Raw genomic sequence first — 23418 nt, 5'->3', positions numbered from 1 at the left:
CCGTGGCCTGTCGCTACCGCAGCCTCGTTTTCAGCGAGGCGTCCGGAAAGCAGGTGGGCGCCAGCCCGGCCTTGGCCTGCCAGTCGCCGAGCGAGCGGCGGGTCTTGTAGCCCGGCAGGCCGTCGACCTTGCCGACGTCGTAGCCCTTGTTCACAAGGGTCTTCTGCATGGCGAGCACGTCGGACCGGAGCATCTTGCCGACATCACCCCATTCCCCCTGGAACGGGCCGCTGCCGAAGGCGATGCGGTCGGCGAGGTTGCCGATGAACAGCGCGTACAGGTCGGAGTTGTTGTACTCCTTGAGGACGTAAAAATTCGGCGTGACGATGAACTGCGGACCATGGGTGCCAGCCGGCAATAGCATCATGCCCGCGGCGCGGCTCTCGGCCTTGGCGAATGGCTTGCCGGAGATGCGCGCTATGCCGCTTGCCGACCAGTCGCCGATCGGCTTTGCCAGGTCGGGCCCCTCCTGCGCGCAGGAAACGTTGGCCGGAATGCTGACCTCGTAGCCCCAGCCGCGGCCGGTCTCCCAGCCATTGCCGCGCAGGTAGTTGGCAATCGAGGCGAGGCTGTCGGGGACGGAGTCCCAGATGTCGCGCACGCCGTCGCCGTCGAAGTCGACGGCGTATTTCAGGTAACTGGTCGGCATGAACTGCGGCTGGCCCATGGCGCCGGCCCACGAACCCTTCAGCTGTTGCGGCGTGCGGTCGCCGCCGTCGATGATGTGCAGGGCTGCGATCAGCTCGCGCCGGAACATGTCCTTGCGCGTCGACATGAAGGCCTTGGTCGCCAGCACCTCGATCGCCGGATGAGGGATGTCGGCGCGGCCGAAGCCGGACTCGCGGCCCCAGACGGCAAGAATGATCTCGCCCGGCACCCCATAGGCCTGCTCGACCTTGCGCAACGTCGCCGCATGCACCTTTGACAGGGTCCGACCGCTCGCAGCCAATCCCTGCAGGCGCTTCTCGGAGAAATAGGCGCCGGGCGAGGAGAACTCGGCCTGGCTCTGCTTCTGTTCCTTCTTCGGCGCCGCGCCGGGCGGAACGAGATCGGGAAGGTCCCAATTCAGGCGGATATCCGCGAAGGCGGCCTTGAAAGCCTTCTGCGAAACACCCGATTTCGCGGCCTCGGGCCAGAGGTCGTTCTGCAGCCAGGATTGGAATTGGCTCTCGACATCGGCCTTCGAGGCTGCGTGGGCAGGCAGCGCCGGGGCCAGCAGGCTCAGTGCTGCAAGCACGGCCCGGAAGCCGGCTCGCGCGTTGCCGTTGCGTCGAGCGCGATTGCGCGGGGACGTGCCCCAAAGCCATTGCTTCATGCAATTCCCCTCAGATCGTCGTGCGCGCCCGCAGTGCCGCCGTCAGCGTGCCTTCATCCAGATAGTCGAGCTCGCCGCCGACCGGCACGCCATGCGCAAGCCGGGTGATCTTCACCTCCAGGCCCTGCAGCTGATCGGTGATGTAATGAGCGGTCGTTTGGCCCTCGACGGTGGCGTTGACGGCGATGATGAGCTCGCGCACACCGCCCTTCGCCACCCGGTCGATCAGCCCGCGAATGTTGAGGTCGTCCGGGCCGACACCGTCGAGCGGCGAAAGGGTGCCCCCGAGCACGTGGTAGGCGGCGTTCATGGCGCCGGCGCGCTCCAGCGCCCAAAGGTCGGAGACGTCCTCGACGACGATGATCACCGAGCGGTCGCGCCGATCGTCGGTGCAGACGGTACAGGGATCGATGGTGTCGACGTTGCCGCAGCAGGAGCAGATGCGCACCTTGCGATGGGCCTCGCCCATCGCCTCGGCAAGCGGCCCGAGCAACTGCTCTTTCTTCTTCACCAGGTGCAGCGCGGCGCGGCGGGCCGAGCGCGGCCCGAGCCCCGGCACCTTGGCCAGCAACTGGATCAGCTTTTCGATTTCGGGACCGGTGACTCGCTTTGCCATGGGCGGCTTGTAGCTCATATGCCGTCGAAACGGAACGCGGAAGCATCGCGCCTGGTGGGAAACTTCGCACAATCGCCTCCGGCGTTTCTGGAGACTAGCTGGCGCTCTTGCTACTTTTGATTGCTGATAGCGCCTATTGCGATTTACGGAATGCAAGAGCAAGCTGTCGCTCCGCAACCATGTGTTTTCTTCAGGGCAGGAGAAGAGCAATGGCAGCGCAGGGTGAGAATGCGGACCATCAGCATCCGTCACAGGAGTGTGACCTGATCATGAGGGGTGGCATCACCTCGGGCGTGGTCTTCCCCAAGGCGATCACGAGACTCGCCACCCGCTACAGGTTCGTCAATGTCGGCGGCACCTCCGCCGGTTCGATCGCAGCGATCATGGCTGCGGCCGCGGAATATCGGAGGGCGTCCGGCGGGGCCGACAAGGGCTTTGCCGCGATCGACGGCATGGCGGGCGACCTTGCCAGAAACCTCAGGAGCCTCTTTCAGCCCTGGCCTGCGACGCGCTCGCTGTTCATCATCGCCATGTCGGTCATCGCTTCCGGGGGCCGTCTCGGCCCTTTCTTCGCTGGCGTGATCCGTGCGTACTGGCTTTCGGCCCTGATCGCCAGCCTTCCAGGACTGGCGCTGATCGCCCGGGCAATCGGCCAAGTGAATTCCTGGGCAGGGCTTTTCGGCCTCCTGCTGCTGCTCCTCATTCCGGCGGCAGCGCTGGGCGTTCGTCTCTGGAACGGCGTGACCAAGGTGTTGCCAGCGCAGGATTATGGCCTCTGCAGCGGCTTCAACCCGCACAAGGATGACGTACCCGCCTTCACCAACTGGATCGCCGACAAGCTCGACGAGGTCAGCGGGCGAAACCCGGCCGATCCCGGGTACACGCCCCTTACCACGGGCGATCTCGAGAGCAAGGGCATCAAGGTCGCGAGCGTCACCACCGACCTGTCTTCCGGCCGGCCCTACCAGCTGCCGCTCGGCACCGGGATCTTTTCGTTCCGGCGATCCGAGTTCGAGAAGCTGTTTCCGCCGCAGGTCGTCGACCATCTGGTCAGGGCCGGCGGCCGGCTCGAAGTCAAGGGAAAACTATATGTCGACGCGCAAAAGAATTCGGACTACTACCGGCTTCCGGTGGGGAGGGATTTCCCCGTTCTGCTGGTGGCCCGCCTCAGCCTCAGCTTTCCGGTTCTGATCAGCGCCGTTCCCCTATACCGCTTCGACTACACCGTGCGGCCGGGCGTACTCGTCCGATGCCTCTTTTCCGACGGCGGGATCACGAGCAACTTTCCGATCCATTTTTTCGATAGCATCCTACCGGGGCGGCCGACCTTCGGCATCTCGCTCGGCAGCGTCGACCGGCGGAATCCATCGGCAACTCGGGTGGTGTTGCCGAGGCTCGCGCGCGACGGATCGGCAACAGCCGCGCATGCGATCCACGGGCTGGCGAATTTCGGCAGCGCCATCCTGACGACCGCACGCAACTGGCAGGACAATCTGCAGAGCAGGCTGCACGGCTATCGCGAGCGCATCGTCGAAATCAGGCTCGATGACGAGAAGGAAGGCGGCCTCAACCTCGACATGGACGAGGCGGTCATCCAACAGCTCGCCGACCTCGGCGATGAGGCCGGCAACAAGGTCCTGGTGGAGTTCCAGTTTCCGGAACACCGCTGGCGCCGGGCCGTTACCGCCCTGCCGACGCTCGGCGCGGCGCTCGAGCGGCTCGGGCAGGTATGGGGCGATGGCTACCGGGACCTGCTGCTCAACTACGCACCGACCAGCCTCAAAGTGTCGCCCGGCGAACGGCGACGGCTGGTCGAGTTCGCCGACCAGCTTGCCGTAATTGGCCTGGAACTGGCGAACAAGCCGCTTCCCCGGGCGTCCAACCAAAGGGCGATCGTCCGGGTCGTGGCCAGCATCGACACGATCGATGATCCGTAGGCACAGAGCGCTACGGTGATGCCACCTCAGCGCCGGAACCAACCCCAAAGCGACAGCCCCGACGCCGTCGCGGGATGCCTCAGAACGGCATCTTGAAGCCGGGGGGGATCGGCAGGCCGGCCGTCAGCGCCTTGGTCTTTTCGGCGGCGAGCGCCTCGGCCTTGTCCTTGGCGTCCTTGTGGGCGGCGACGATCAGGTCCTCGAGGATTTCGACGTCGTCCTCCTTGAACAGGGAGGGATCGATCTTCAGGCCCTTCATGTGACCCTTGCCGTCGAGCGTGACCGTGACGAGACCGCCGCCGGAGGTGCCGTCGACGGAGAGCGCGGCGATCTCCTCCTGCATCTTCTCCATCTTGGCCTGCATTTCCTTGACCTTGCCCATCATGCCCATGATGTCGCGCATCGGCCGCTCCTTCTTTACTTCGCTGTGAAACTGTCAAAACTCGATGTCGTCGCCGGGCAGGATGTCGCCCTCGGCGGACTCGGCGACCGCCGCAACCTCGACCGTCTCGCTCTCGACCTCCGGCGCCTTGATGCGCACGTCCGTGATCCTGGCGCCTGGGAACCGCTGCAGGATCGCGGCGACGTCGGGATCCTGGCGGGCGTCGGCGACACGTTCTTCCTGCGCCTTCGTCTCGGCTTCGGCAAGCGTCAGGCCACCAGCCTCACGCGAGACGATGACCATCCAGCGGATGCCGGTCCATTCCTCGAGGCGACGCTGGAGATCGCCGACGAGCGCCTTCGGCGCATCGTCCGCAAGGCCGATTTCCGCGCGTCCCGCCTCGAACTTCACCGGGCGGACGAAGTTGCGGAGCAGCGCCCGCAGGCGGATGTCGCGGTTCTTCGTGCAGAGGTCGGCGATATCTTCCAGGGAATTCACCGGCACCCTTGGCTGCGGCGCGGCCTCGGCCGGCTCCGCCCGCCCTTGGGCCACGGGCGCGGGCTGCGTCTGTGCGTCACTCGCCGGCAACGGGCGCAGCATGGTGGCGGCATTGCCGGCGGTACGCATCGTCGGCTGGTCGGGAGCCCGCCCGACCGCGGAAACCGGACCCGGCGCAGAGGCCTGGCCGCCGCCGGCATAGTCGCTGCCCTGGGGCGGACGCTGGCCGTTGCCGCCGCCACCACCGCCGTTGGCAAGCTCGGCCAGCCGGCGCGCCGCATCCTCCGGCGAAGGCAGATGGGCGGCATGGGCGAGGCGGATCAGAACCATTTCGGCAGCACCCGCCGGGCGGCTCGAGGCTTCCGTCTCCGGAATGCCCTTCAGGAGCATCTGCCAGATGCGCGACAGCGCCGTAACCGCGACGCTCTGCGCCAGCTCGGCGCCGCGGATGCGCTCGATCTCGCTCAGCGACTGGTCGTTGGCGGCATCCGGCACATATTTCATGCGCGTGACCAGATGGGTGAAATCGGCAAGGTCGGTGAGCACCACGGGGGGGCTCGCGCCGGCCTCGTACTGCGCCGCGAACTCGGCAAGCGCTGCGGCGACGTCGCCGCGGACGATATGGCTGAAGAGATCGACGATCCGGGCGCGGTCGGCAAGGCCGAGCATGGAGCGGACCGCGGCGGCCTCGACCACGCCGCCGCCATGGGCGATCGCCTGGTCGAGCAGCGACAGCCCGTCGCGGGCCGAACCCTCGGCGGCGCGGGCGATCATCGCGAGCGCATCGGGCTCCGCCTGCACGCCTTCCTTCTGAAGGATCGTCGTGAACAGCCCGACGAGATCCGTGGCGGCAATCCGGCGCAGGTCGAAGCGCTGGCAGCGCGACAGCACGGTGATCGGCACTTTACGGATTTCGGTGGTGGCGAAGATGAACTTCACATGCTCGGGCGGCTCCTCGAGCGTCTTCAGCAGGCCGTTGAAGGCCTGCGTCGAGAGCATGTGCACCTCGTCGATGATGTAGACCTTGTAGCGGGCCGAAACCGGGCGGTAGCGCACCTGCTCGATGATCTCGCGGATGTCGTCGATGCCGGTGTGGGAGGCGGCGTCCATCTCGATCACGTCGACATGGCGGCCTTCCATGATCGCCTGGCAATGCTCGCCGGGGATCTTGAGATCGATCGTCGGACGGTCGACGTCGGCGGTCTTGCAATTGAGGGCGCGGGCGAGAATGCGTGCGGTCGTCGTCTTGCCGACGCCGCGCACGCCGGTCAGCATGTAGGCCTGCGCTATGCGGCCCGTCTCGAACGCGTTGGTCAGCGTGCGGACCATCGGCTCCTGGCCGACCATGAGGTCCGTGAAATCCTTGGGGCGGTATTTTCGCGCCAGGACCCGGTATGCGGCGGGCTTTTCGCCTGACGGAAGTGGAGTGTCGTCGCTCATCGCCCCTGCCGTATCGCCTGAAAATCGCGTCCCGACAGGACGTTGGGTGGGAGGCTGGCACGATGACCCGTGCCGGGCTCGTTAGGGCTGCTTCCTTCCGGACCTGACCCGGTTGGCGAGTGGCTCGTCCACCACCAACCTCCCGGCTTCCATATCGGCAATATTGCGCCAGAATGCAAGCCGGAGCGCCAAAAAACTGTTGGAGCGGGCGGCGTAGCCGTGGCATGACTCACAATGGGGCGGCGCGACGAAGGAGCGGCAGGACTTGAGTGGATTTGAGGCGGACGAGCGGCTGGCACGCGACAGCGAATTGCTCACGAAGATCGGACTTTGCGAATTGCGGCTGATGAACGACGCGCGCTGGCCCTGGCTGGTGCTGGTGCCGCAGCGGGCCGACGCCTGCGAGATCTTCGACCTGACCCCACTCGACCAGACGATGCTGACCTTCGAGATCAATCTGGTCGCCGAAGCGCTGAAACGCACCACCGACGCCACCAAGATCAATGTCGGCGCACTCGGCAATATCGTGCGCCAACTCCATATTCATGTCATCGCTCGCAGCGAAGGCGATCCCAACTGGCCGGGTCCCGTCTGGGGCTTCGGAGCAGCCGAAGCCTGGGACGAGGACAGCAAGGCGGCCTTCACCGCCAAGCTCCTGGAAAAGCTGAGCTCATGACCTCATCGATCTTCGACCTGCACCTGCCGCACGCCGAACCCAGCACCATGGTCGCCTTTGCCGAGAACAGCCTGGACCGGCGCTCGGAATATCGGGCCGAGGACTGCGTTGACCGCGCTTTCGATACGGATGGCGTGCATGCTCTTGCCTTTGCCGGCGGCAAGCTGGTGGTCAAGCACGACGAGAAGATCATCGATCCGCTCTTTGCTCCGTACGAACTTGCCGGGCTGGACCCGATCGCCGACGAGGCGGTCCTGCTCGGCTATCTGAAGAACGGCGAGCCACGCCTGGCGATCCCGGTCCGGGCCGACCCGGACGCACTGCACGAGCCACTGAGGGCCGCCGACGGCCGCACGCTCTATCGCCAGCAGATGCTCGACGACGACCTGCTTGGCCAGTTCGCGCAGGCCTCCAGCCTGCTGACCTGGAACGCCAACAACCGCTTCTGTGGGCGCTGCGGCGCGCCCACCCGCATGGAGCTCGGCGGCTATCGGCGGCTGTGCACGGCCTGCGGCCATCAGACGTTTCCCCGCACCGATCCGGTCGCCATCATGCTGACGCTCGATCTCCAGCGTGATCGCTGCCTGCTCGGCCGCTCCCATCACTTTCCCGAGGGCATGTATTCGTGCCTGGCCGGTTTCGTCGAACCCGGCGAGACGATCGAGCACGCGGTGCGGCGGGAGACGCTGGAAGAGTCCGGCATCCGCATCGGGCGGGTGCGCTATCACGCGTCCCAGCCCTGGCCGATGCCGCATTCGCTGATGATCGGCTGCTACGCGGAGGCTAAATCCTTCGAGATCCACCGCGACGAGCAGGAACTCGAGGATTGTCGCTGGTTCACGCGGGCGGAGACGCTGGAGATGCTCGCCCGCACCGCGATCGTCGATCCCGCCACCGGCGCGACCACGACGCCGCCGAAGGGGGCAATCGCCCATCGCCTGATGCGCGACTGGCTCGACTGGCCCGCCTGATCCTGTCCGAAAGGCAACCGCTCAGTTGCGGCTCTGCGGCCCGGCGGCAGGTCAGAGGCTCAGCCGCATAGGGTGGGCCCTATAGGAGCCGAGGACGCGAACCTTCTCCGAGAAGAACCGGAGTTCCTCGAGGGCGCGGCGCACGTTGGCATCGTCCGGATGCCCCTCGATGTCGGCATAGAACTGGGTTGCGTAGAACCGGCCGCCGATCTGGTAGCTTTCCAGCTTCGTCATGTTGATGCTGTTGGTGGCGAAGCCGCCAAGCGCCTTGTAGAGCGCCGCCGGGATGTTGCGGACATTGAAGACGAAGGTGGTGACGATGACCTCGTCCGGCCGGGTGCGTGCGGGGAGGACCGGCTCGCGCGCAAGCACCACGAACCGGGTGACGTTGCTCTCCGAATCCTCGACGTTCTCCGCGATGATCTCCAGCCCGTACAGTTCGGAGGCCAGGCGCGGCGCGAGCGCCGCCATGCTGCGGTCCCTGGTTTCGGCGACGAGCTTGGCAGCGCCGGCGGTATCGCCGGCGATGACCGGCTTCCATCCGTTCATCCGCACGATCCGGCGGCATTGGCCGAGCGCATGGACATGGCTGTGGACGGTGCGGATCTCGTCCTTCGTCACGCCCGGCAGGACCATCAACTGGAACCGGATCGGCATGAAATATTCGCCGACGATGTGCAGGCGCGACTCCGGCAGCAGATGATGGATGTCGGCGACACGGCCGGCGAGCGTGTTCTCGATCGGGATCATCGCCAGATCGGCCTCGCCGTTTTCCACGGCGAGGAAGGCTTCCTCGAACGTCTGGCACGGCAGCGGCTCCATCTGCGGGAACATGTCGCGGCAGGCCATGTCCGAATTGGCGCCGAAGTCGCCCTGAAAGGCGATCTTGTTGTTTTTCTGCATCATGGGCCGATCCATCAACGGGGCACGGCCGAAAGCAGCCGGCGAGCCTTCTCAAGGTCGGCCGGAGTATCGACACCCAGCGGAACGGTGTCAACGATCTCCACGTCGATGCGAAGACCGGCCTCGAGCGCGCGCAACTGCTCAAGCGACTCGCGCCGCTCCAGGGTCGATGGCGGCAGCGAGACGAAGGTTTCGAGCGCCTGGCGGCGATAGGCGTAGAGCCCAATGTGATGGTAGAGCGGCCCCTCGCCGTACGGAGCGGTCGCACGCGTGAAGTAGAGAGCGCGGAGCCGGTTCTCACCAATCGGTGCACCGACCACCTTGACGACGTTCGGATTGGTCTTTTCATCCGGGTCGGTGATTTCCGTCGTCAGGGTGGCAATGTCGGTCGCGGGATCGGTGAGCGGGTTGAGCGCGGCGCGGATCGTTGCGGGATCGATGGTAGGCAGGTCGCCCTGCACGTTTATCACCACTTGGACGCGGCGATCAGGATCGCATTTCAGCAGCGCCTCGTAGATCCGGTCGGAACCGGATTGATGATCCTCGCGGGTCTTGACGACCTCGAAACCGGCGGCCGCGACGGCATCGAAGGTCTGCGGATGGTCGACGGCGACGACGACGCGCCCGGCGCCGGATTCAGCTGCGCGCCGTGCCACCTGCACGATCATCGGCACTCCGGCAATGTCGGCCAGTGGCTTGCCCGGCAGGCGCGTGGAGGCCATGCGGGCGGGGATCAGCACCAGCGTTTCTTCGAACTTCGGAAGTTTCATGGCCAACCCTTCGGGACCGCGCGAAAAGTGTCAAAACGTCTCAGCACAACGTGCACAATCACTGTTGCAACGAAGCAGCAAAAGACATAGGTTCCGCGCGATTTCAAGACTGGCCGGCTGAGATGTGCCGGCTCCAGGGGAGCTGCGGATGAACTCTTATGTGAACATGGGCATGGGCGCCCTTCTCGGTACCGTGTTCGTGCTGATGTCGGTGTCGATCGCATCGGAAGGCATCTTCCACTCCGGGGCTCCGGAGAAGGAAGGCTTTGCGATCGTGGCCGAAGAAGGTGGCGCCGAAGCCGGCGGCCAGGGCGGCGGCGCCGAAACGGCGGCCGTGCCCGTGGCGACGCTGCTCGCCAGTGCCGATGCAACCGCCGGCGAGGCGGTCTTCAAGAAGTGCGCCGCATGTCACAGCGGAGAAAAGGGCGGCCCGAACAAGGTAGGCCCGGATCTGTGGGACATCGTCAATCGCCCGATCGCTTCGCATCAGGGCTTCAGCTACTCGGCTGCCATGACGGCGTTTTCCGAAGGCGGCAAGCAGGTCTGGGACTTTGACCACCTGAACCATTTCCTCACTGCACCGAAGAAGTACATCGCGGGCACCGCAATGGGCTTTGCCGGCCTGAAGAAGGACGACGAGCGCGCCAACCTGCTCGCCTATCTGCGCACGCTTTCCGACAACCCGGCTCCGCTGCCGGAAGCCTCGGCAGACGGCGCAGCAGCCACCGGCGGCGAAGCTCCCGCACCCTCGGCCGCGGATAATGCTGCGCAGGCCCCGGCAGAGGGCGCTGCCCCGGCCCCGGCAGAAGGTGCCGCTCCGGCGCCGGCCGAAGGTGCTGCTCCGGCCCCGGCGGAAGGTACTGCAGGCCAGGCACCCGCAGCTACGGAGACCGCTCCGGCGGCACCGGCAGCGCAGTAAGCCTTTTCACCACACAGCCTAGCGCAAACCCGGCCTCGCGGCCGGGTTTTTTGTTTCATACCCGATGTTTGTGCGAAATGACCGCGACCGGCGAATGTCCGGAACGGGAACTGGGGGAAATGGAAAAAGCGGGGCTTTGACCCCGCTTCCCATGCCCGGTGCAAACCGGGGCGATGCCCCCTGCGCTGCCAGTACATCCGTGGTCAGCATCAGCAGGACAATCCTGAACTCGCCAAGTGCAGCGAACTGCCTTGCACCCTCTTCCTAGATTGCCCGGGTAACAGCCGTGTGACATGATCCAGGAAGGTTCGGTTGCCGCAAGCATCGGCGCGAATGGTTAACAAAAAGAAAACATGCCGCCGCACCGATTTGCGCTCCCTCCGACCGGCCTGTTTCTATCGGGAACCGGACGGCTGCCTTTCCAGTTCCTACGGCGCAGAGGCATCATTCCAGGGAGAAATCACAATGGCAGACGAGAAAGAAAGCAGCCTGCGTACGCCGCTCGGCGTCGTTGGCGATGGGAAGCCTGCGAAATCCGGCAAGGACATGATCAGCGAGACCGCTGCAACCGGAGCGGAAATGGAGGCACCGGACGCAGAGGCCGCCAAGGAAGCGATCGCCGAACAGGTTGCTGCGCTGAAGGATGAGGTGGCGCAGCTTCGCGCCACGCTCGGGCTGCTCGCCGAGAGCAGCAGCCAGTATGCCGTCTCGCAGGTGAATTCACTGCGTGAGGACGTACGGGCCACCGTGGTTGCCAATCCGTTCACCGCCCTGATCGGTGCAGCACTTGTTGGTTACGTGTGCGGGCTGCGCGGCCGCTGACACCCTGACGCGGCCCGCTCTCGCAGGCCGCAGGCCAACTCAGCGCCAGTAGCGGCGAGGCGCAGGCTCCGTCGCACTGGCGAGGAGATAGCCGAGGATCAGTCCGGCGAACCCGACCGTCAGAACCAAGGCGGACGTGGCAGCCGGATGCGCTCGCGCGGTATCTGCCACAGCGGCCCCTTCGGAGCGGACGTAGTCGGCACCCTCCCTCGCCGCTGCCCGGACGGACTGCCCCGTCTTTCCGGCGCGCTCGCGCATACCCTCGTAGGTCTCCGCGGTCCGCGCTGCAAGTTCGGCGCGGAGCTTGTCGATTTCTTCGCGAAGCGCCGTGACCTGTTTCTGAGGATCGGACTCTGCCATGACAACCTCCATTTTCAGCAGGTTATAAAAGCCGTGAAAGCTCCAGGCGCCGCATCGCCAATCAGTGGCCCAAGCTTCGTCCTCTGAAACGAGGAAGCGCCAATGAGGTTCCTGCCACGGCACGGTTAGAACGGCCGCCGAGTGCTCAAGTAGATGCTGGCCGCTGGACACTTCGCCCGCGTCACCATCATGCTTTGCACCGCGAGGTCCTGCCCGACGACCCGCCGGGCGCAGCCGCCTATTGGACTACGGCGACCTGTTCGGGATCGTTCATCGCGTCGACCAGGTCCGGCAGCAACGCAAGGCCGAACATGATGGCGACGAACGTGACAAACACCGTCACGGACAGGGTGGTGCGAATCATCTCGTCTCTCCTTTGCCGCGTCAGGCTACACCACGGCGCAGCACGAAAGCGGGATTTCTGAACGGCAGATGAACAAAAAACCGTGACCGTTGGAAGTAAAGAAATCTTTACGCCTGTCACTGACGCCGTTCCGGCCGGCGGGTGACGGCGCTACGCGGCGCTTTGACAGCTCGACCGAACCGGGGCTACTACGGCCAGGAGAGCCAAGGATTCGAAATGGCCCCCCGCAAGACCAAGAGACGACCGTCGAGCAGAACACGCAAGCCCGCCTCCCGACGTGGCCGCATGTTGCCCTGGTACCTGCTCGGCTCTGCGCTGATCGCAGCAATGCTGGGCCGCGAACACCTGCCCGCCATGCATGATTGGCAGGCGCTCTGGCGCCGCGGGACCGAGACGAAGACTCCCGTGCGCACGCCCGTGACCACACCGCAACGGATCGCTGCCCCCACGCCGGATAGCAGGCCGTCGGAGACGGCCGCCGCCAAGCCCGGGCCCCCCGCCTCGGCAAACCCTGGCGCCGGCGGCGCCACCTTCTTCTACTGCGGGATCCGGCAGGACAATTGCATCATCGACGGTGGCAATTTCATCTACCGCGGCGAGCAAATACGGGTGGCCGACATCTATGTGCCGGCCACGAAGGAGGCGAAATGCGACCGTGAGCGCAACCTCGGTGGCGACGCCAAGGAAGCTTTGCGCATCCTGCTGAACGCGGGCGAATTCGAACTCGCGGCGTGGAAGCCGATCGACGAAGACCAGCATGGCCGCAAGCTGCGGATCGTGCGCCGCAACGGTCGGTCGATCGGTGATGCCCTGGTCGCCAAGGGGCTGGCACGCCCATGGACGGGCGAGCGCCAGTCCTGGTGTCCGTGACGCCGAAAGGGCGCAAGCACCCCGCGCAAAGCTCGCCGGCTGACCGGGAGTATCTTACGAACGCGCTCTTGTATTTTACCTTGTGGCATCGCCCACCGGGCATATCATGACCATAGATATGTCGGGAGTTCTGATATGAGCGAGACTCAAAAGCCTGACCCCAATGAGCCTGTCCTCAGCGCCGACCAGTTGCGCAGGCAAATGCTGGAGGCCCAGCTCGCCGAAATGGATCGGGAAGACAAGCTCCGCGAGCGGAAACTGCAGGAACTGTCCAAGTTCACCGACGACTTCTTCCACAAGCACGTCGGCGCGCAGGAGCAGTCGATGATCCGCAACATCGTCGCCAGAGCCGTCAAGGAAGGCAAGATGGAGGCGCTCGTCTACACGTTCCCGTCGGACTTCTGCACCGACAGCGGGCGGGCGATCAACAATGCCGATCCCGACTGGCCGCAGACGCTGCAGGGAAAGGCGAAGGAACTCTACGACCGCTTCAAGGAGCTGGCCCAGCCCCAGGGCTACCGGCTGAAGGCGATGGTCGTGAGCTTTCCGGGTGGGGTTCCGGGGGACATCGGCTTCTATCTGAACTGGGAGCCGCCCGTAAGCTAGAAACCGGTCAGCCCGGCTCACAGTTTTCCGGTTTGCCGATCGGGCGTGGCGTGGGAGTGCAACGCCCACTCAGGACAGTTTTGGGTGCGTTCGGCGCGAAGGCTCGCATGCGCATACCGGCGGCAGGCGGGCGAGCACGGCTTTTCTTCGCCTTCGTGGGACCACGATGAACGACAGGTCGCCTCCGTCAATCGAACCCGAGGATCGCTCCTCGGTCGAGACCCGCATTACCGATCTCGCGAAGATCGGTATTGTCGCCCTGTTCGCCTATTGGTCCCTCACCCTGGTCGCCCCGTTTGCGGTAATCGTGATCTGGGCAGCCATTCTCGCCGTGGCTCTTTATCCGTTTTATCGTGCCCTGCGCGTGGCGTTCGGCGGCAGCAAGCGCCTTGCGGCAGTGGTAATCACGCTGCTGATGCTCTGCATCATCATCGGCCCCCTGGCTGCCATTGCGCTCAACTTCATCGAGGCGGTGCACCGGCTGCTGACGAACATCGAGGCCGGAACCCTTTCCCTGCCGATATCGCCGCAAAGCGTGCGGAAATGGCCGCTGATCGGCGAGCGGGCCTATGTCGCGCTGACCGAACTCTCCAGCAATCTTGCGCCGACGATGGAGCGCCTGCAGCCGGCGCTGCTGCAAGCCGGTGGCGTCATTCTCGGCAAGGCCGCGAAAATCGGTCTGGACCTCCTCGGCTTCATGGCATCGGTGATCATCGCCGGTTTCCTCTTCGGACCCGCACCGCAACTGGCCGCCGGCGTCGACCGCTTGGCCGAGCGGGTGGCCGGCTTGAGAGGCGTCGGGTTCGTGCGCTTGGCCCAGGCGACGATCCGCAACGTCGCCACGGGCGTGATCGGCGTCGCGGTCGTTCAAACCCTGCTCATCGGCCTGGTCCTGTATATCTTCGACGTGCCGGCAGCCGGCGGCTGGACCTTTGTCATCCTGATCCTGTGCATCATCCAGCTCGGACCGTCGCTCGTGCTGTTGCCGATCCTGATCTGGGCATGGCTGACCAAGGACTATGGCTATGCGATCTCCATGACATTGCTGCTCATTCCGATCGCGATCATCGACAACGTGATGAAGCCGATCCTGGTGGCACGGGGGCTGAAGACGCCGATGCTGGTAATCTTCATGGGCGTCATCGGCGGCACGCTATCCTACGGGCTGATCGGCCTATTTCTCGGGCCGATCGTACTCAGCGTCTTCTACGACCTGCTCGTCGCCTGGGCGCACATACCCGGCGCCAAGACCAGGGACATGGCCGATCGCCCGCGCTGACCGACCAGGCGGGACGGAAAGTCGCTCGGCTCAGGCCACGTCCGGCACCGTCCTGTGCGGGGTCCTGTCCTCCTCATAGTCGTCGGGCCGCTTCTGCCGCTTGCCGAGTTCCGGCCCGTCGAACTTGACCCTTTCATAGGGGATCGACTTGAGGATGTGCGAGATGCAATTAATGCGCGCCCGCTCCTTGTCGCCGGACGGTACGATCCACCAAGGCACGATGTCGGTATCGGTCGCCCGCAGCATCTCATCGTAAGCGCGGCTGTAATCCCACCATTTCCGATAGGATTCCAGGTCCATGGGACTGAGCTTCCACTGCCTGACGGGATCATCGATCCGCTTGCGGAAACGGCGCTCCTGCTCTTTTTCACTGACCGTGAGGAAGTATTTCAGCAGGATGGTTCCGCTTTCGACGATCGCCGCCTCGAAGCGGGGCGCGAGTTCGAGAAAGCGCCGCGCCTGCTTGTCGCTGCAGAAGCCCATGACGCGGTCCACGCCGGCGCGATTGTACCAGCTCCGGTCGAAGATGACGATTTCCCCGCCGGCAGGCAGATGGGCGATGTAGCGCTGCATGTACATCTGGGTCTTTTCGCGGTCGCTGGGGGCCGGAAGCGCGGCGACCCGGAACACGCGCGGGCTGACGCGTTCGGTCATGCGCTTGATGATCCCGCCCTTTCCCGCCGCATCGCGCCCCTCGAAGATGATCACGACCCGCGCTCCCGATTTCTTGATCCAGGCCTGCAGGTAGGCGAGTTCAACCTGGAGCTTCGCCATCTGCTTCTCGTAGTTCCTGACCTTGCCGCTCTCCTTCTCGTCCGGCACGGACGAAGGTGCGGCGTCGTTGTCATTCTTCTTGTTCATCTCTCGTTCCTCCGCAAACGTGAACTGCTCGTCATTGCGCGCGAGAGGCCCGGCTCTCCGTCTCAGCGGCCTGATATGCATGGAGCGCGTCATCGAGATCCTCGAACAGAAGGTCGGCGCCGATGCGATCGACCAGGCCGGCCCTTCCCAGCAGGGCCTTGGCCTCGGCGTGGAGTTCGGCCAGGCACAGCGAAACGCCGCGTTTCCGCAGATCGGCGCGCACCTCTTCCAGCATCGCCGCGGCGGTGCTGTCCATCTGCGCGATCGCGCCGGCGTCGAGCACGAACCAGCGCGTCTCCTCTGGCAGGCGGTCGACGACCTCGCGCAGCCGGGCCCGCACGTAATCCGTGTTGAAGAACAGCAGGTTGCCCTGCAAGATCCAGACCACGAAGCCGGGCACCGCGGCGGCGTCCGCTATACGATGGAGCTTGTAGAAGCCGTCCCGGCCGGGAATGCGGCCGAGGAAGGCGTCCCGAGGGAACATCATGTTGCGCAGCAGGTAGACGAGCGTGGCGGCGATGGCGATGATCACACCGGTCAGAACCCCGAAGCTTATCGCTCCTCCCATCGCGATCATCGCGAAGGCGAACTCCATGCGGCTGATGCGCCAGATCTGGCGCAACTCGCCTAGGTCGATCAGGCTGAGCGCGGCCGAGACGAGGATCGCGGCCAGCGCGGCAACTGGCATGATGCGCAGCGCGTCGTTGAAGAACACCAGGGTTCCGATCAGCGCCGCCGCGGACACCAGCCCGGCAAGCTGCGAAAACCCGCCGACCGACAGGTTGATCGCCGTGCGCGAGTCGGAAAAGCTGATCGGGAACGATCCGAACAGCCCCGCCGCCACCTGGGCACTGCCGAGACCGACAAGCTCCTTATTGGCATCCACAGGCTCGCCCGTACGCGCACCGAAGCTGCGCGCCGTGACGATCCCGGAGCCGAAGCTGACCAGGAAGATTGCCGCGGCACCCAGGATAATCTTGTCGAGCGGCAGCCCGGTGACGGTGGGCAGCGAGAAGGACGGAAGGCTGCGAGGCACGTCGCCGACAACGGCAATGCCGTGGGAAGAGAAGTCGAACAGCGCCGAGAGCGTGCCGGCGACAACGACCACCAGGACCGGCCCCGGAACCGGGGACCTGAGCAGCGTCGCTACTTGCAGCAGCAGAAACATCGAAACCGCCAAGGCGACGGTGAGCCAACTGATCATCGCCGCCTTACCCGCCAGTTCGACGAGTGGCGGGACAAGACCGTCCGATTCTATCTTCACGCCCGTCAAGCGGCCAAGCTGGCCGACCAGTATCGACACCGAAATGCCGGCGAAGAAGCCGACGAGAATCGGCCTGGACAGGAAGTTCGCCAGCACGCCCAGCCGTAACAGACGGGCAAGAAGGCAGGCGATGCCGACGGCGATCGCAAGCATCGCGGCAACTGTGACCGGATCCGGCTTCGCCCCCGAAGGCATGGCGGTGATGACCGCGGCCATGGCTGCGGCCAAGACAGTCATCGTGCCCGCATCCGGCCCGACGATCAACCGCCGTGATCTGCCAAACACGGCATAGGCGATCGGAGCGACGATGCTGGCATAGATGCCGGTCTGCGGCGGAAGCCCGGCGATCGCCGGGTAGGCGATGGCGCTCGGCAGGCCGACGGCGGCGATCGAAAGGCCCGCCGAGACGTCGTTGCGCAGCCAGGTCCAGCGATAACCGGATAAACCGGCGAAGATCGGCAGCTCGAAGCCGGAACTCATGTCGCCACCCGTCGGCGGGGAAGCACGTGAGCAACCGGCGCATGCGCCGGAACCCGCCTTCCTCCGTTCACCCGGCACCTGCGTCCAGGCTCATCCTGGCGTCCGTCTCGAGGCATCTCAATGCTCCAGGAAGACGTAGTTCATCCAAGCGCTCATGCGCAGCAGAACCTTGCGCAGGATCGAAACGTGATGCCAGTGCTCCGTGTAGACCGCCACATCGGCGACGACGCCGCCTGGCAACTGGTACGCGCTGGTATCTTCGAGAATGTCGATCTTTGCCAGCATCTGGCCGGGCTGGACACGTTCGGGCGCCTGCGGGTCGATCAGGGCGCCCGTCGGCTGCAATTGGCCCTGCGCCATTACATCGATAATGCCGCTCACCTTGGCCTTGAAGATCTTGCCGGGCACCGCCTTGAAGGAGACCTCAGCCTCGTCGCCGACGCTGACCCGCTGCAGGGAGTTCTGGATGAAGGCGGCCGCGAGCATCCTGTCCTCGCTGTCGATGAAGACCATGACCGGCCGCAGCGGCAATGGATTGGCCATCATGCCCGGGCGGAGAAAAACCTGGGTGACGTAGCCGTCACTGGGAGCCCGCACGGTCGTCTGGTCGAGCTCGAATTCCGCGTTGCGCAAATCCGCCGTCAGACGGGCGACGGCCGGATTGGTGCCATTGATATCGGATTCGTAGGCAAGGCGCGCCTGCATGGCTTGCGCCTCGGCCGTGCCCTCCGCTGCAATTGCCGCCAGGTAGAGGCCGCGGCGGTTTTCGACCTCCAATTCGGACACCGCCGTCTCGCCGGTGCGTGCCCTGGAATTCTCAAAAATCTGCAGATAGCTTTCGTAGCTCTTCTGCGCCCGATCGCTATTCGCCTTCGCGCCCTCCACGGCGGAAGTGGCGGCATCCAGGGCGGCCTTCAATTGCAGGACCGCCTGCTGGGCTTCCGCGAGCGCCGCCTTCTTCTGATCGACAGCAAACTGGTAAGGCCGCGGGTCGATGCGGAAGAGCACGTCGCCCTTCTTCAGCGGCGTGTTCGTTGCGACCGGCACGTCGACGACGAGACCGCCAACCGCCGGAATGACCGGCGCCGAGGTGAAGTAGATCCGCCCGTCACTCGAATAGGGATGATTGTAGCTCATCAACAAAATCAAGGCGGATATCAGGAAAATCCCGCCGAGCACGGCGGTGGACACGGTCCACTGGGTAATCGGAATGCGGAAGATCTTAAAAACGGCGATGCAGATCGCTGCATAGGTGAGGATGAGCAGCAGGTCCATCAGGCAGGCTCCCTCGTCTTCAGCTTCAATTGCTCCTCAAGTTCCTGAACGCGAGCCTGAAGAATCGCCACTTCCGCATTTGCTTCTTTTTCGGCCTGCAGCTTGCCGTCGGGCCGGATGCCCCAGCCGCGGTCTTCCCGATAGAGCGTCGCCCAGATGAACAGGAACGGCCAGATCGCATGGAGGGTGAAGAGGCTCACCCATCCGGCGATATGGATCGCGTCCTGATGGGGATGGTTGCGCGCCTTTGCAATCAGGTGAGGAATGTCATGGATCGCGATGATCCCGTAGAAGATAGTGAGCACCATGAAAAGCAGGACGCCAAGCGCAAAGTAATCCAGGAACACTGCCAGACCTCCGCCACAACGCGACCCGCCGTTCGGGGACGGATCGGCGGCCGCTAACCCCAATCCTAGCCCGCATGAGGCCCGCGGGCTCGTAACATCATGTAAATTCCATCGGATTCGGGCCGACGAACGTACCGGCGCAGAGGGTCAGGCCGGAGGAAGCTGCAGACCGGCCTTGCGCAGCCCGTCGAAGAACCGGTCCTGATCTTCCTTCCGGTGAATCCGCAGGCTGATCTCCTTGCGGATATCGTGCAGGAACTCCGGTGCATGTTCCTCAACCCAGGACCGTTCCGCCGCCGCGTCAACAAGATTGCCGCGCTGTCCGAGGATTGCGATCAGAACCAGATGGTAGAGGGGATTGTCGTGAAAATCGGTCGAGCGGGCCCAGCTTTCGGCTCGCTCGTAATCACCGTCAATGTAGGCGCAGATCGCCAGCGCCGCCTGATAGTACCCCATGGGCCCGGGATTGCTGCGGACCGCATCGGCCACCATGTCGCATCCCTTCTGCCATTGCCCGGACAGGGCCAGGCGAAAACCATATTCGCCACTGAGTTCGGTGTCGTTCGGATTGATCCCCACGGCACGCTCGCCGATAGCGAGCGCCGAGGGCACATCGCCGCGGAAGAAATAGGCCAGCATCTGCGCCTGGAGCGCGCGGACGTTCTGGGGATCGAGTTCGACTGCGCGATCTGCTGCTTCAACAGCGAGATCGATCGGCGGCGAGAACGGCGCCTCCAGACGATAGCGGAACCGCAACTCGTCGATATAGGTGAGCGACAGCAACGCCCAGGCTGTCGCATAATTCGGGAAGCGCTCGACCACATCCTTCAGGCAGGTCTGCACGGATGCATGCGTCGACGGGCTCAGGGCGGCGCGATAGCCGTAGTACGACAGGGTGCAGGCGTAGGCCTTCCAATCCTCCGGCGGGGACTGGAGCATCTGCGCCGCGTCCGCCTGGAAGATCACCCCGTAGGGCTGCGCCAGCGTCGTCGCCACCGCGCGGGCCAGATCGGCCTCGATATCCAGCAATTCGCGGACGTTGAGTTGGGCATCGTAGCTGTTCGCCCAGATCACCGTTCCATCCGACAGGCTGACCAGGCGGGCGGTAAGCCGCAGCTTGTCGTCCTCCGACCGCACCCGGCCCTCCAGGGCATAGACCGGCAAGCCGGCCTTGGGCGGGTCCGTCTGCACCGCTCCGGCACCATCGGTGGACCGCCCGGCAATGACCGCTATTTCCTTGAAGCGTGCCATTTGACCGATGACCTCATCGGTCAGTCCCCTGGCGAACAGGGCTGTATTGTGGCTGCCGGTGATGTCCTCGAAAGGCATCACGACGACCGATGGCATGTCCGGGCTCAATGCGGAAATATGCCCGCCACTTCCGACCTCCCGCCCGCGCCCCGGCAGAGTGGCAAGCACGACAACGCCGATCGCCAGAACCAGCACTCCTCCGGCCAGCCACTGGGCCCCACGCTCTCGCAAACGAAGCGGCGCCGTCGGCGGTCGTCCCGTGCCGGCCACGACCTCGTTGAAGCGCGTGAAGACCGGCACATAGCCGCCCTTGGGCATGGTGATAAGAATCGGGTCTTTCTGTCCGGCAAGAAGATAGTAGCGCTCGAGGGCCCGACGGACGCGACCCGCTTCGATCCGCACGACGGGATCGTTTTGCGCGTCGAACGTCGCGTCGCGGCCAAAAACCTCGATCGCGATCGAATAGGCCTTGATGCGATCCGCCCGCCCCTGCAACGCCTCCTCGATCACATAGGTGAGGAATCGCTGCGCCCGGTCCGGTGCGTCGAACGACGGGCTCGACCGGATTCTGGCAAGTTGCTCTCTGATTTCGTTGTTTGTCGGCGGTGCCGAGACATCCGCCGGAGCAGAGTCCGGAAGAGTCAATGTCCACTCTCCTCCGGGCAGGACCGATCGTCTCACACGCCCGTATGTTTCGGTATCTTACGTCAGCGCGCCCGTGCTGCACAATACTATGAGACCGAGGTATTTTCGGTACGATCCCGGAGGTGAACCATGAAGAAGAGCTCTGGTTTCGACCCGGGTGGGTCTGCAGGGTTGGCGTCGGCGCTCCGGCGCTTTCCGACGCAATCGGCTGAGATCCAAAACCTGATCGGCCGAAACGAGACGTTCCGCGGCCTGTGCGACGATCTTGCGGCCGCCGAGCAGGCCCTTCTTTCCGTCGATCAGTTGCCCGATGCGGTTCGCGAGTCCCGCCGCATCGAGTTCGAGAACCTCGTGGACAGTCTGGCAGGCGAACTCGAGCACGCCTTGAGCCAGATCAAAGTCGTGTCGCTTTGGAGGCGGCATTAAACCTGGACCAGTCCCAGACGACAGGCAGTATTCCATGTCGAACAAGCGTGGACGAGCGGCACAGACCCACGGCCAGAGCTTCTGGTCGCCGGCGGTGCCGGTTGCCTTCTCGGAACTGAGCGAGGCCCTGCAAGGCGAGCTCTCGAACTGCGAGGGGCCCGGCTATCAGGCGTTCGCAACGGTCGTCGATGATCCGCCGATCGAGCCGAACGGCTGGTTCGAGGTCGCCTTCGACGGTTCGGGGCAAAGGGCCTGCGTGGTCTATGCCGACCGGATCCGGGGCGAAAGTGGTGGGTCGAAGCTCGCCACGACGGCTGCTCGCTGGTTTTCCGCCCGCGATCCACTGGACGCATCCGAGGCGATGTTTCGGGCAAGCTGACGACTGAGCCGGCCAAGCCACGTTCCGGGCGGTCTTTCTGTCGACCTCGCGGCGGAGAATTCAGGCGAGATCGACCGCACCCAAGCGCAACCTTATAACCCGCCGGCCGGCCGGCGCCGGATCATCGTACCACCCGCAGGCGGGGCTTTGGCGGTTCGTTCGTATCGACGCTCTCGGCCCGCGGCAGGGTAATCACCCGCCAGCCCAGCAGGGTGAAGGCGATCGTCACCAGTGGATTGAGCAGATTGAAGAAGCAGAAGCCGGCATAGGCCAGCGTGCCGACGCCCAGGGCGGAGGACATGTAGGCCCCGCAACTGTTCCAGGGCACCAGCGGCGACGTCACCGTCGCCGTGTCGCCGATGACCCGCGACAGCATCGCGGGGGCCAGTCCGCGCTCTGCGAAGGCGCTCTGGAACAGGCGCCCTGGGAGCGCGATCGAGATGTACTGATCCGATGTGACCACGTTCGAAAGCACGGCCGTGCCCGCCACCGCTGCTACGAGGCCGGTGTTTGAACGTGTCCGTGCCACGAGCGGGCCGATCAGCCGGTCAAGCAACCCCGCATGCTCGACGACTGCCCCAAACGCCAGCGCGGTTATGATGAGCCAGACAGTGTTCATCATGCTCGCCATTCCGCCGCGGCTGAGGATCGCGTCGATGGCCTTTTCACCGGTCGCCCCGGTATGGCCCGTGGCAAGAGCGGCCCAGCAGCCCTTCAGCAGCGCCAGCGCCGTGGGAAGCTGCGGCGCATTGGCGAAGGCAACCACCCGCGCCGGATCCAGGATGACCGCCAGAACGGCTCCGGCCAGGGCTCCGGAAAAGATCGCGACGAACGGCGCGACGCGCAGCACCGACAACAGGAAGACGAGGATCAGCGGCAGGAAGGCCCAAAGCGAAATCCTGACCTTGGCCTCGATCGCCCAGAGAATGGAGGTGGCATCAAAATTGCCGGGCCTGCCGAGCAAGGCGAAGAGCGCCACCGCAAGGGCAAGCGCCGGAACCGAGGTCCACAGGGACTCCCGGATATGCGCGTAGACGTCCGATCCGGCCGTGGCGGCGGCGAGATTGACGGTATCGGACAGCGGCGATGCCTTGTCGCCGAAATACGCTCCCGAGATGACCGCGCCGGCTGCGATCGCGGGCGACAGACCCATCTGCGCGGCTACCCCCATCAGGCCGATGCCGATCGTTCCGGCAACCGTCCACGAACTGCCGATGCCGAAGGCGACCACCGCGCAGACGAGGGCCGTAGTGGCGTAAAAGTAGGTCGGGCTCAGCAGCTTCAGGCCGTAGTAGACCATCGCCATGATCGTCCCGCTCAAGGCCCAGGTGCCGATCAGCGCCCCGACCGCTAGCAGGATCATGATCGCCGGCAGGCCGGTTGCGATCCCTTGCACGACCGCATCACGGATGCCGGACCACGGCATGCCGTTCTTGTAGGCGATGCCTGCGGCGATCAGCGCCGAGAAGGCAAGCGCCACCTGGTTCGGCCCCTGCGCCGCCGTGTCGCCGAACAGCAGGTACGAAAGCGCCAGAAGAACGATCAGCGCGAAACAGGGAACGGCCGCATCCAGCACCGACGGCGTCTTGACGCTGCCGGACGCCCTGAGTTCACCGCTATCGACCATGACGGCTCCCCACAACCGCAACTGCCACACGCTCAGGCATCGAAGCGGGTCACGTGCTTCACGCGATCCCGAGTCAGGCCCTTAGATGTGCGCATGTCCTATTCCGGATCTGCCGAACGTTTCGGCAGACCCGGA

The 23418-nt window shown here is 64.7% G+C and carries 24 protein-coding genes and 1 other RNA gene; 10 read left to right on the top strand and 15 right to left on the bottom strand.

Annotated features, from left to right (window positions below):
• Positions 1-13 precede the first annotated feature (13 nt).
• Both C7449_RS04790 and recR read right to left on the bottom strand, forming a co-directional pair.
• Entirely contained in the window at positions 14-1315 is a 1302-nt protein-coding gene (locus C7449_RS04790) for a lytic murein transglycosylase (RefSeq protein ID WP_108001653.1), read from the bottom strand.
• A gap of 10 nt (positions 1316-1325) precedes the next feature.
• A complete protein-coding gene (recR, locus tag C7449_RS04785) occupies positions 1326-1931 on the bottom strand; it encodes a recombination mediator RecR (protein ID WP_108002053.1) in 606 nt (201 codons plus the stop codon).
• Positions 1932-2140: 209 nt separating this feature from the next.
• Between recR and C7449_RS04780 the strand changes: the two genes are divergently transcribed.
• Positions 2141-3868 (top strand): patatin-like phospholipase domain-containing protein, encoded by a 1728-nt coding sequence (locus tag C7449_RS04780; RefSeq protein WP_170115797.1) that lies wholly within the window; start codon positions 2141-2143, stop codon positions 3866-3868.
• 79 nt (positions 3869-3947) lie between these two features.
• Here C7449_RS04780 and C7449_RS04775 read toward each other — a convergent pair whose 3' ends face one another.
• The 3 genes from C7449_RS04775 to ffs all read right to left on the bottom strand — a co-directional run bounded on the left by C7449_RS04775 (position 3948) and on the right by ffs (position 6331).
• Positions 3948-4271, bottom strand: a complete 324-nt coding sequence (locus tag C7449_RS04775; RefSeq protein ID WP_108001651.1) for a YbaB/EbfC family nucleoid-associated protein — start codon at positions 4269-4271, stop codon at positions 3948-3950.
• Positions 4272-4304: 33 nt separating this feature from the next.
• Positions 4305-6188, bottom strand: a complete 1884-nt coding sequence (locus tag C7449_RS04770; RefSeq protein ID WP_108001650.1) for a DNA polymerase III subunit gamma/tau — start codon at positions 6186-6188, stop codon at positions 4305-4307.
• 46 nt (positions 6189-6234) lie between these two features.
• Positions 6235-6331: signal recognition particle sRNA small type (ffs, locus tag C7449_RS04765), an RNA gene on the bottom strand.
• A 122-nt stretch (positions 6332-6453) separates the two neighbouring features.
• Between ffs and C7449_RS04760 the strand changes: the two genes are divergently transcribed.
• Together C7449_RS04760 and nudC are read left to right on the top strand one after the other, a co-directional pair.
• Complete coding sequence (locus C7449_RS04760) at positions 6454-6864, top strand: HIT domain-containing protein (RefSeq protein WP_108001649.1); 411 nt, start codon at positions 6454-6456, stop codon at positions 6862-6864.
• On the top strand, positions 6861-7835 hold the full coding sequence (nudC, locus tag C7449_RS04755) for an NAD(+) diphosphatase (RefSeq protein ID WP_108001648.1): 975 nt from the start codon (positions 6861-6863) through the stop codon (positions 7833-7835). The genes C7449_RS04760 and nudC overlap by 4 nt, the downstream gene beginning before the upstream one ends.
• Positions 7836-7886: 51 nt before the next feature.
• Here nudC and C7449_RS04750 read toward each other — a convergent pair whose 3' ends face one another.
• Together C7449_RS04750 and C7449_RS04745 are read right to left on the bottom strand one after the other, a co-directional pair.
• Entirely contained in the window at positions 7887-8741 is an 855-nt protein-coding gene (locus C7449_RS04750) for a prephenate dehydratase (protein ID WP_108002052.1), read from the bottom strand.
• Positions 8742-8752: 11 nt separating this feature from the next.
• Positions 8753-9508, bottom strand: a complete 756-nt coding sequence (locus C7449_RS04745) for a 3-deoxy-manno-octulosonate cytidylyltransferase (RefSeq protein WP_108001647.1) — start codon at positions 9506-9508, stop codon at positions 8753-8755.
• 148 nt (positions 9509-9656) lie between these two features.
• On the opposite strand from C7449_RS04745, the gene C7449_RS04740 reads away from it, so the two are divergent.
• Together C7449_RS04740 and C7449_RS04735 are read left to right on the top strand one after the other, a co-directional pair.
• Entirely contained in the window at positions 9657-10427 is a 771-nt protein-coding gene (locus C7449_RS04740; protein ID WP_108001646.1) for a c-type cytochrome, read from the top strand.
• A 465-nt stretch (positions 10428-10892) separates the two neighbouring features.
• Positions 10893-11249, top strand: coding sequence for a hypothetical protein (locus C7449_RS04735; RefSeq protein ID WP_108001645.1), 357 nt, complete (start codon positions 10893-10895; stop codon positions 11247-11249).
• Positions 11250-11288: 39 nt separating this feature from the next.
• On the opposite strand, the gene C7449_RS04730 is transcribed toward C7449_RS04735, so the two are convergent.
• Positions 11289-11609, bottom strand: a complete 321-nt coding sequence (locus C7449_RS04730) for a hypothetical protein (RefSeq protein ID WP_108001644.1) — start codon at positions 11607-11609, stop codon at positions 11289-11291.
• A gap of 238 nt (positions 11610-11847) precedes the next feature.
• Complete coding sequence (locus tag C7449_RS22330) at positions 11848-11973, bottom strand: hypothetical protein (protein WP_280952456.1); 126 nt, start codon at positions 11971-11973, stop codon at positions 11848-11850.
• Between the two features lie 216 nt (positions 11974-12189).
• Here C7449_RS22330 and C7449_RS04725 point away from each other — a divergent pair, with 216 nt between their 5' ends.
• The 3 genes from C7449_RS04725 to C7449_RS04715 all read left to right on the top strand — a co-directional run bounded on the left by C7449_RS04725 (position 12190) and on the right by C7449_RS04715 (position 14728).
• The gene (locus tag C7449_RS04725; protein ID WP_146165045.1) at positions 12190-12843 is read left to right on the top strand and encodes a thermonuclease family protein; all 654 of its coding nucleotides are present in this window, start codon (positions 12190-12192) and stop codon (positions 12841-12843) included.
• 135 nt (positions 12844-12978) lie between these two features.
• On the top strand, positions 12979-13449 hold the full coding sequence (locus C7449_RS04720) for a hypothetical protein (RefSeq protein WP_108001642.1): 471 nt from the start codon (positions 12979-12981) through the stop codon (positions 13447-13449).
• Positions 13450-13615: 166 nt separating this feature from the next.
• Entirely contained in the window at positions 13616-14728 is a 1113-nt protein-coding gene (locus tag C7449_RS04715) for an AI-2E family transporter (protein WP_108001641.1), read from the top strand.
• Positions 14729-14758: 30 nt separating this feature from the next.
• On the opposite strand, the gene ppk2 is transcribed toward C7449_RS04715, so the two are convergent.
• The 5 genes from ppk2 to C7449_RS04690 all read right to left on the bottom strand — a co-directional run bounded on the left by ppk2 (position 14759) and on the right by C7449_RS04690 (position 20851).
• Positions 14759-15589 carry a polyphosphate kinase 2 gene (gene ppk2 / locus C7449_RS04710; RefSeq protein WP_108001640.1) on the bottom strand — a complete coding sequence of 277 codons (831 nt, stop codon included), beginning with the start codon at positions 15587-15589 and terminating at the stop codon, positions 14759-14761.
• A gap of 31 nt (positions 15590-15620) precedes the next feature.
• Entirely contained in the window at positions 15621-17333 is a 1713-nt protein-coding gene (locus C7449_RS04705) for a SulP family inorganic anion transporter (RefSeq protein ID WP_108001639.1), read from the bottom strand.
• Between the two features lie 117 nt (positions 17334-17450).
• On the bottom strand, positions 17451-18608 hold the full coding sequence (locus C7449_RS04700; RefSeq protein ID WP_108001638.1) for an HlyD family secretion protein: 1158 nt from the start codon (positions 18606-18608) through the stop codon (positions 17451-17453).
• The gene (locus tag C7449_RS04695) at positions 18608-18955 is read right to left on the bottom strand and encodes a DUF3302 domain-containing protein (protein WP_108001637.1); all 348 of its coding nucleotides are present in this window, start codon (positions 18953-18955) and stop codon (positions 18608-18610) included. Before C7449_RS04695 ends, C7449_RS04700 begins: the two co-directional genes overlap by 1 nt.
• Positions 18956-19102: 147 nt before the next feature.
• A complete protein-coding gene (locus tag C7449_RS04690) occupies positions 19103-20851 on the bottom strand; it encodes a hypothetical protein (RefSeq protein ID WP_108001636.1) in 1749 nt (582 codons plus the stop codon).
• A 129-nt stretch (positions 20852-20980) separates the two neighbouring features.
• Here C7449_RS04690 and C7449_RS04685 point away from each other — a divergent pair, with 129 nt between their 5' ends.
• Both C7449_RS04685 and C7449_RS04680 read left to right on the top strand, forming a co-directional pair.
• Positions 20981-21277 carry a hypothetical protein gene (locus tag C7449_RS04685; RefSeq protein ID WP_108001635.1) on the top strand — a complete coding sequence of 99 codons (297 nt, stop codon included), beginning with the start codon at positions 20981-20983 and terminating at the stop codon, positions 21275-21277.
• A 34-nt stretch (positions 21278-21311) separates the two neighbouring features.
• Entirely contained in the window at positions 21312-21656 is a 345-nt protein-coding gene (locus C7449_RS04680; protein WP_108001634.1) for a hypothetical protein, read from the top strand.
• Positions 21657-21777: 121 nt separating this feature from the next.
• On the opposite strand, the gene C7449_RS04675 is transcribed toward C7449_RS04680, so the two are convergent.
• Positions 21778-23283, bottom strand: a complete 1506-nt coding sequence (locus tag C7449_RS04675) for a Na+/H+ antiporter NhaC family protein (protein WP_108001633.1) — start codon at positions 23281-23283, stop codon at positions 21778-21780.
• Positions 23284-23418 lie beyond the last annotated feature (135 nt).

Source organism: Mycoplana dimorpha, from assembly GCF_003046475.1.
Lineage (GTDB): Bacteria > Pseudomonadota > Alphaproteobacteria > Rhizobiales > Rhizobiaceae > Mycoplana > Mycoplana dimorpha.
The sequence above is the reverse complement of the archived record's forward strand: the minus strand, read 5'-3'. Positions and strand labels throughout refer to the sequence as shown.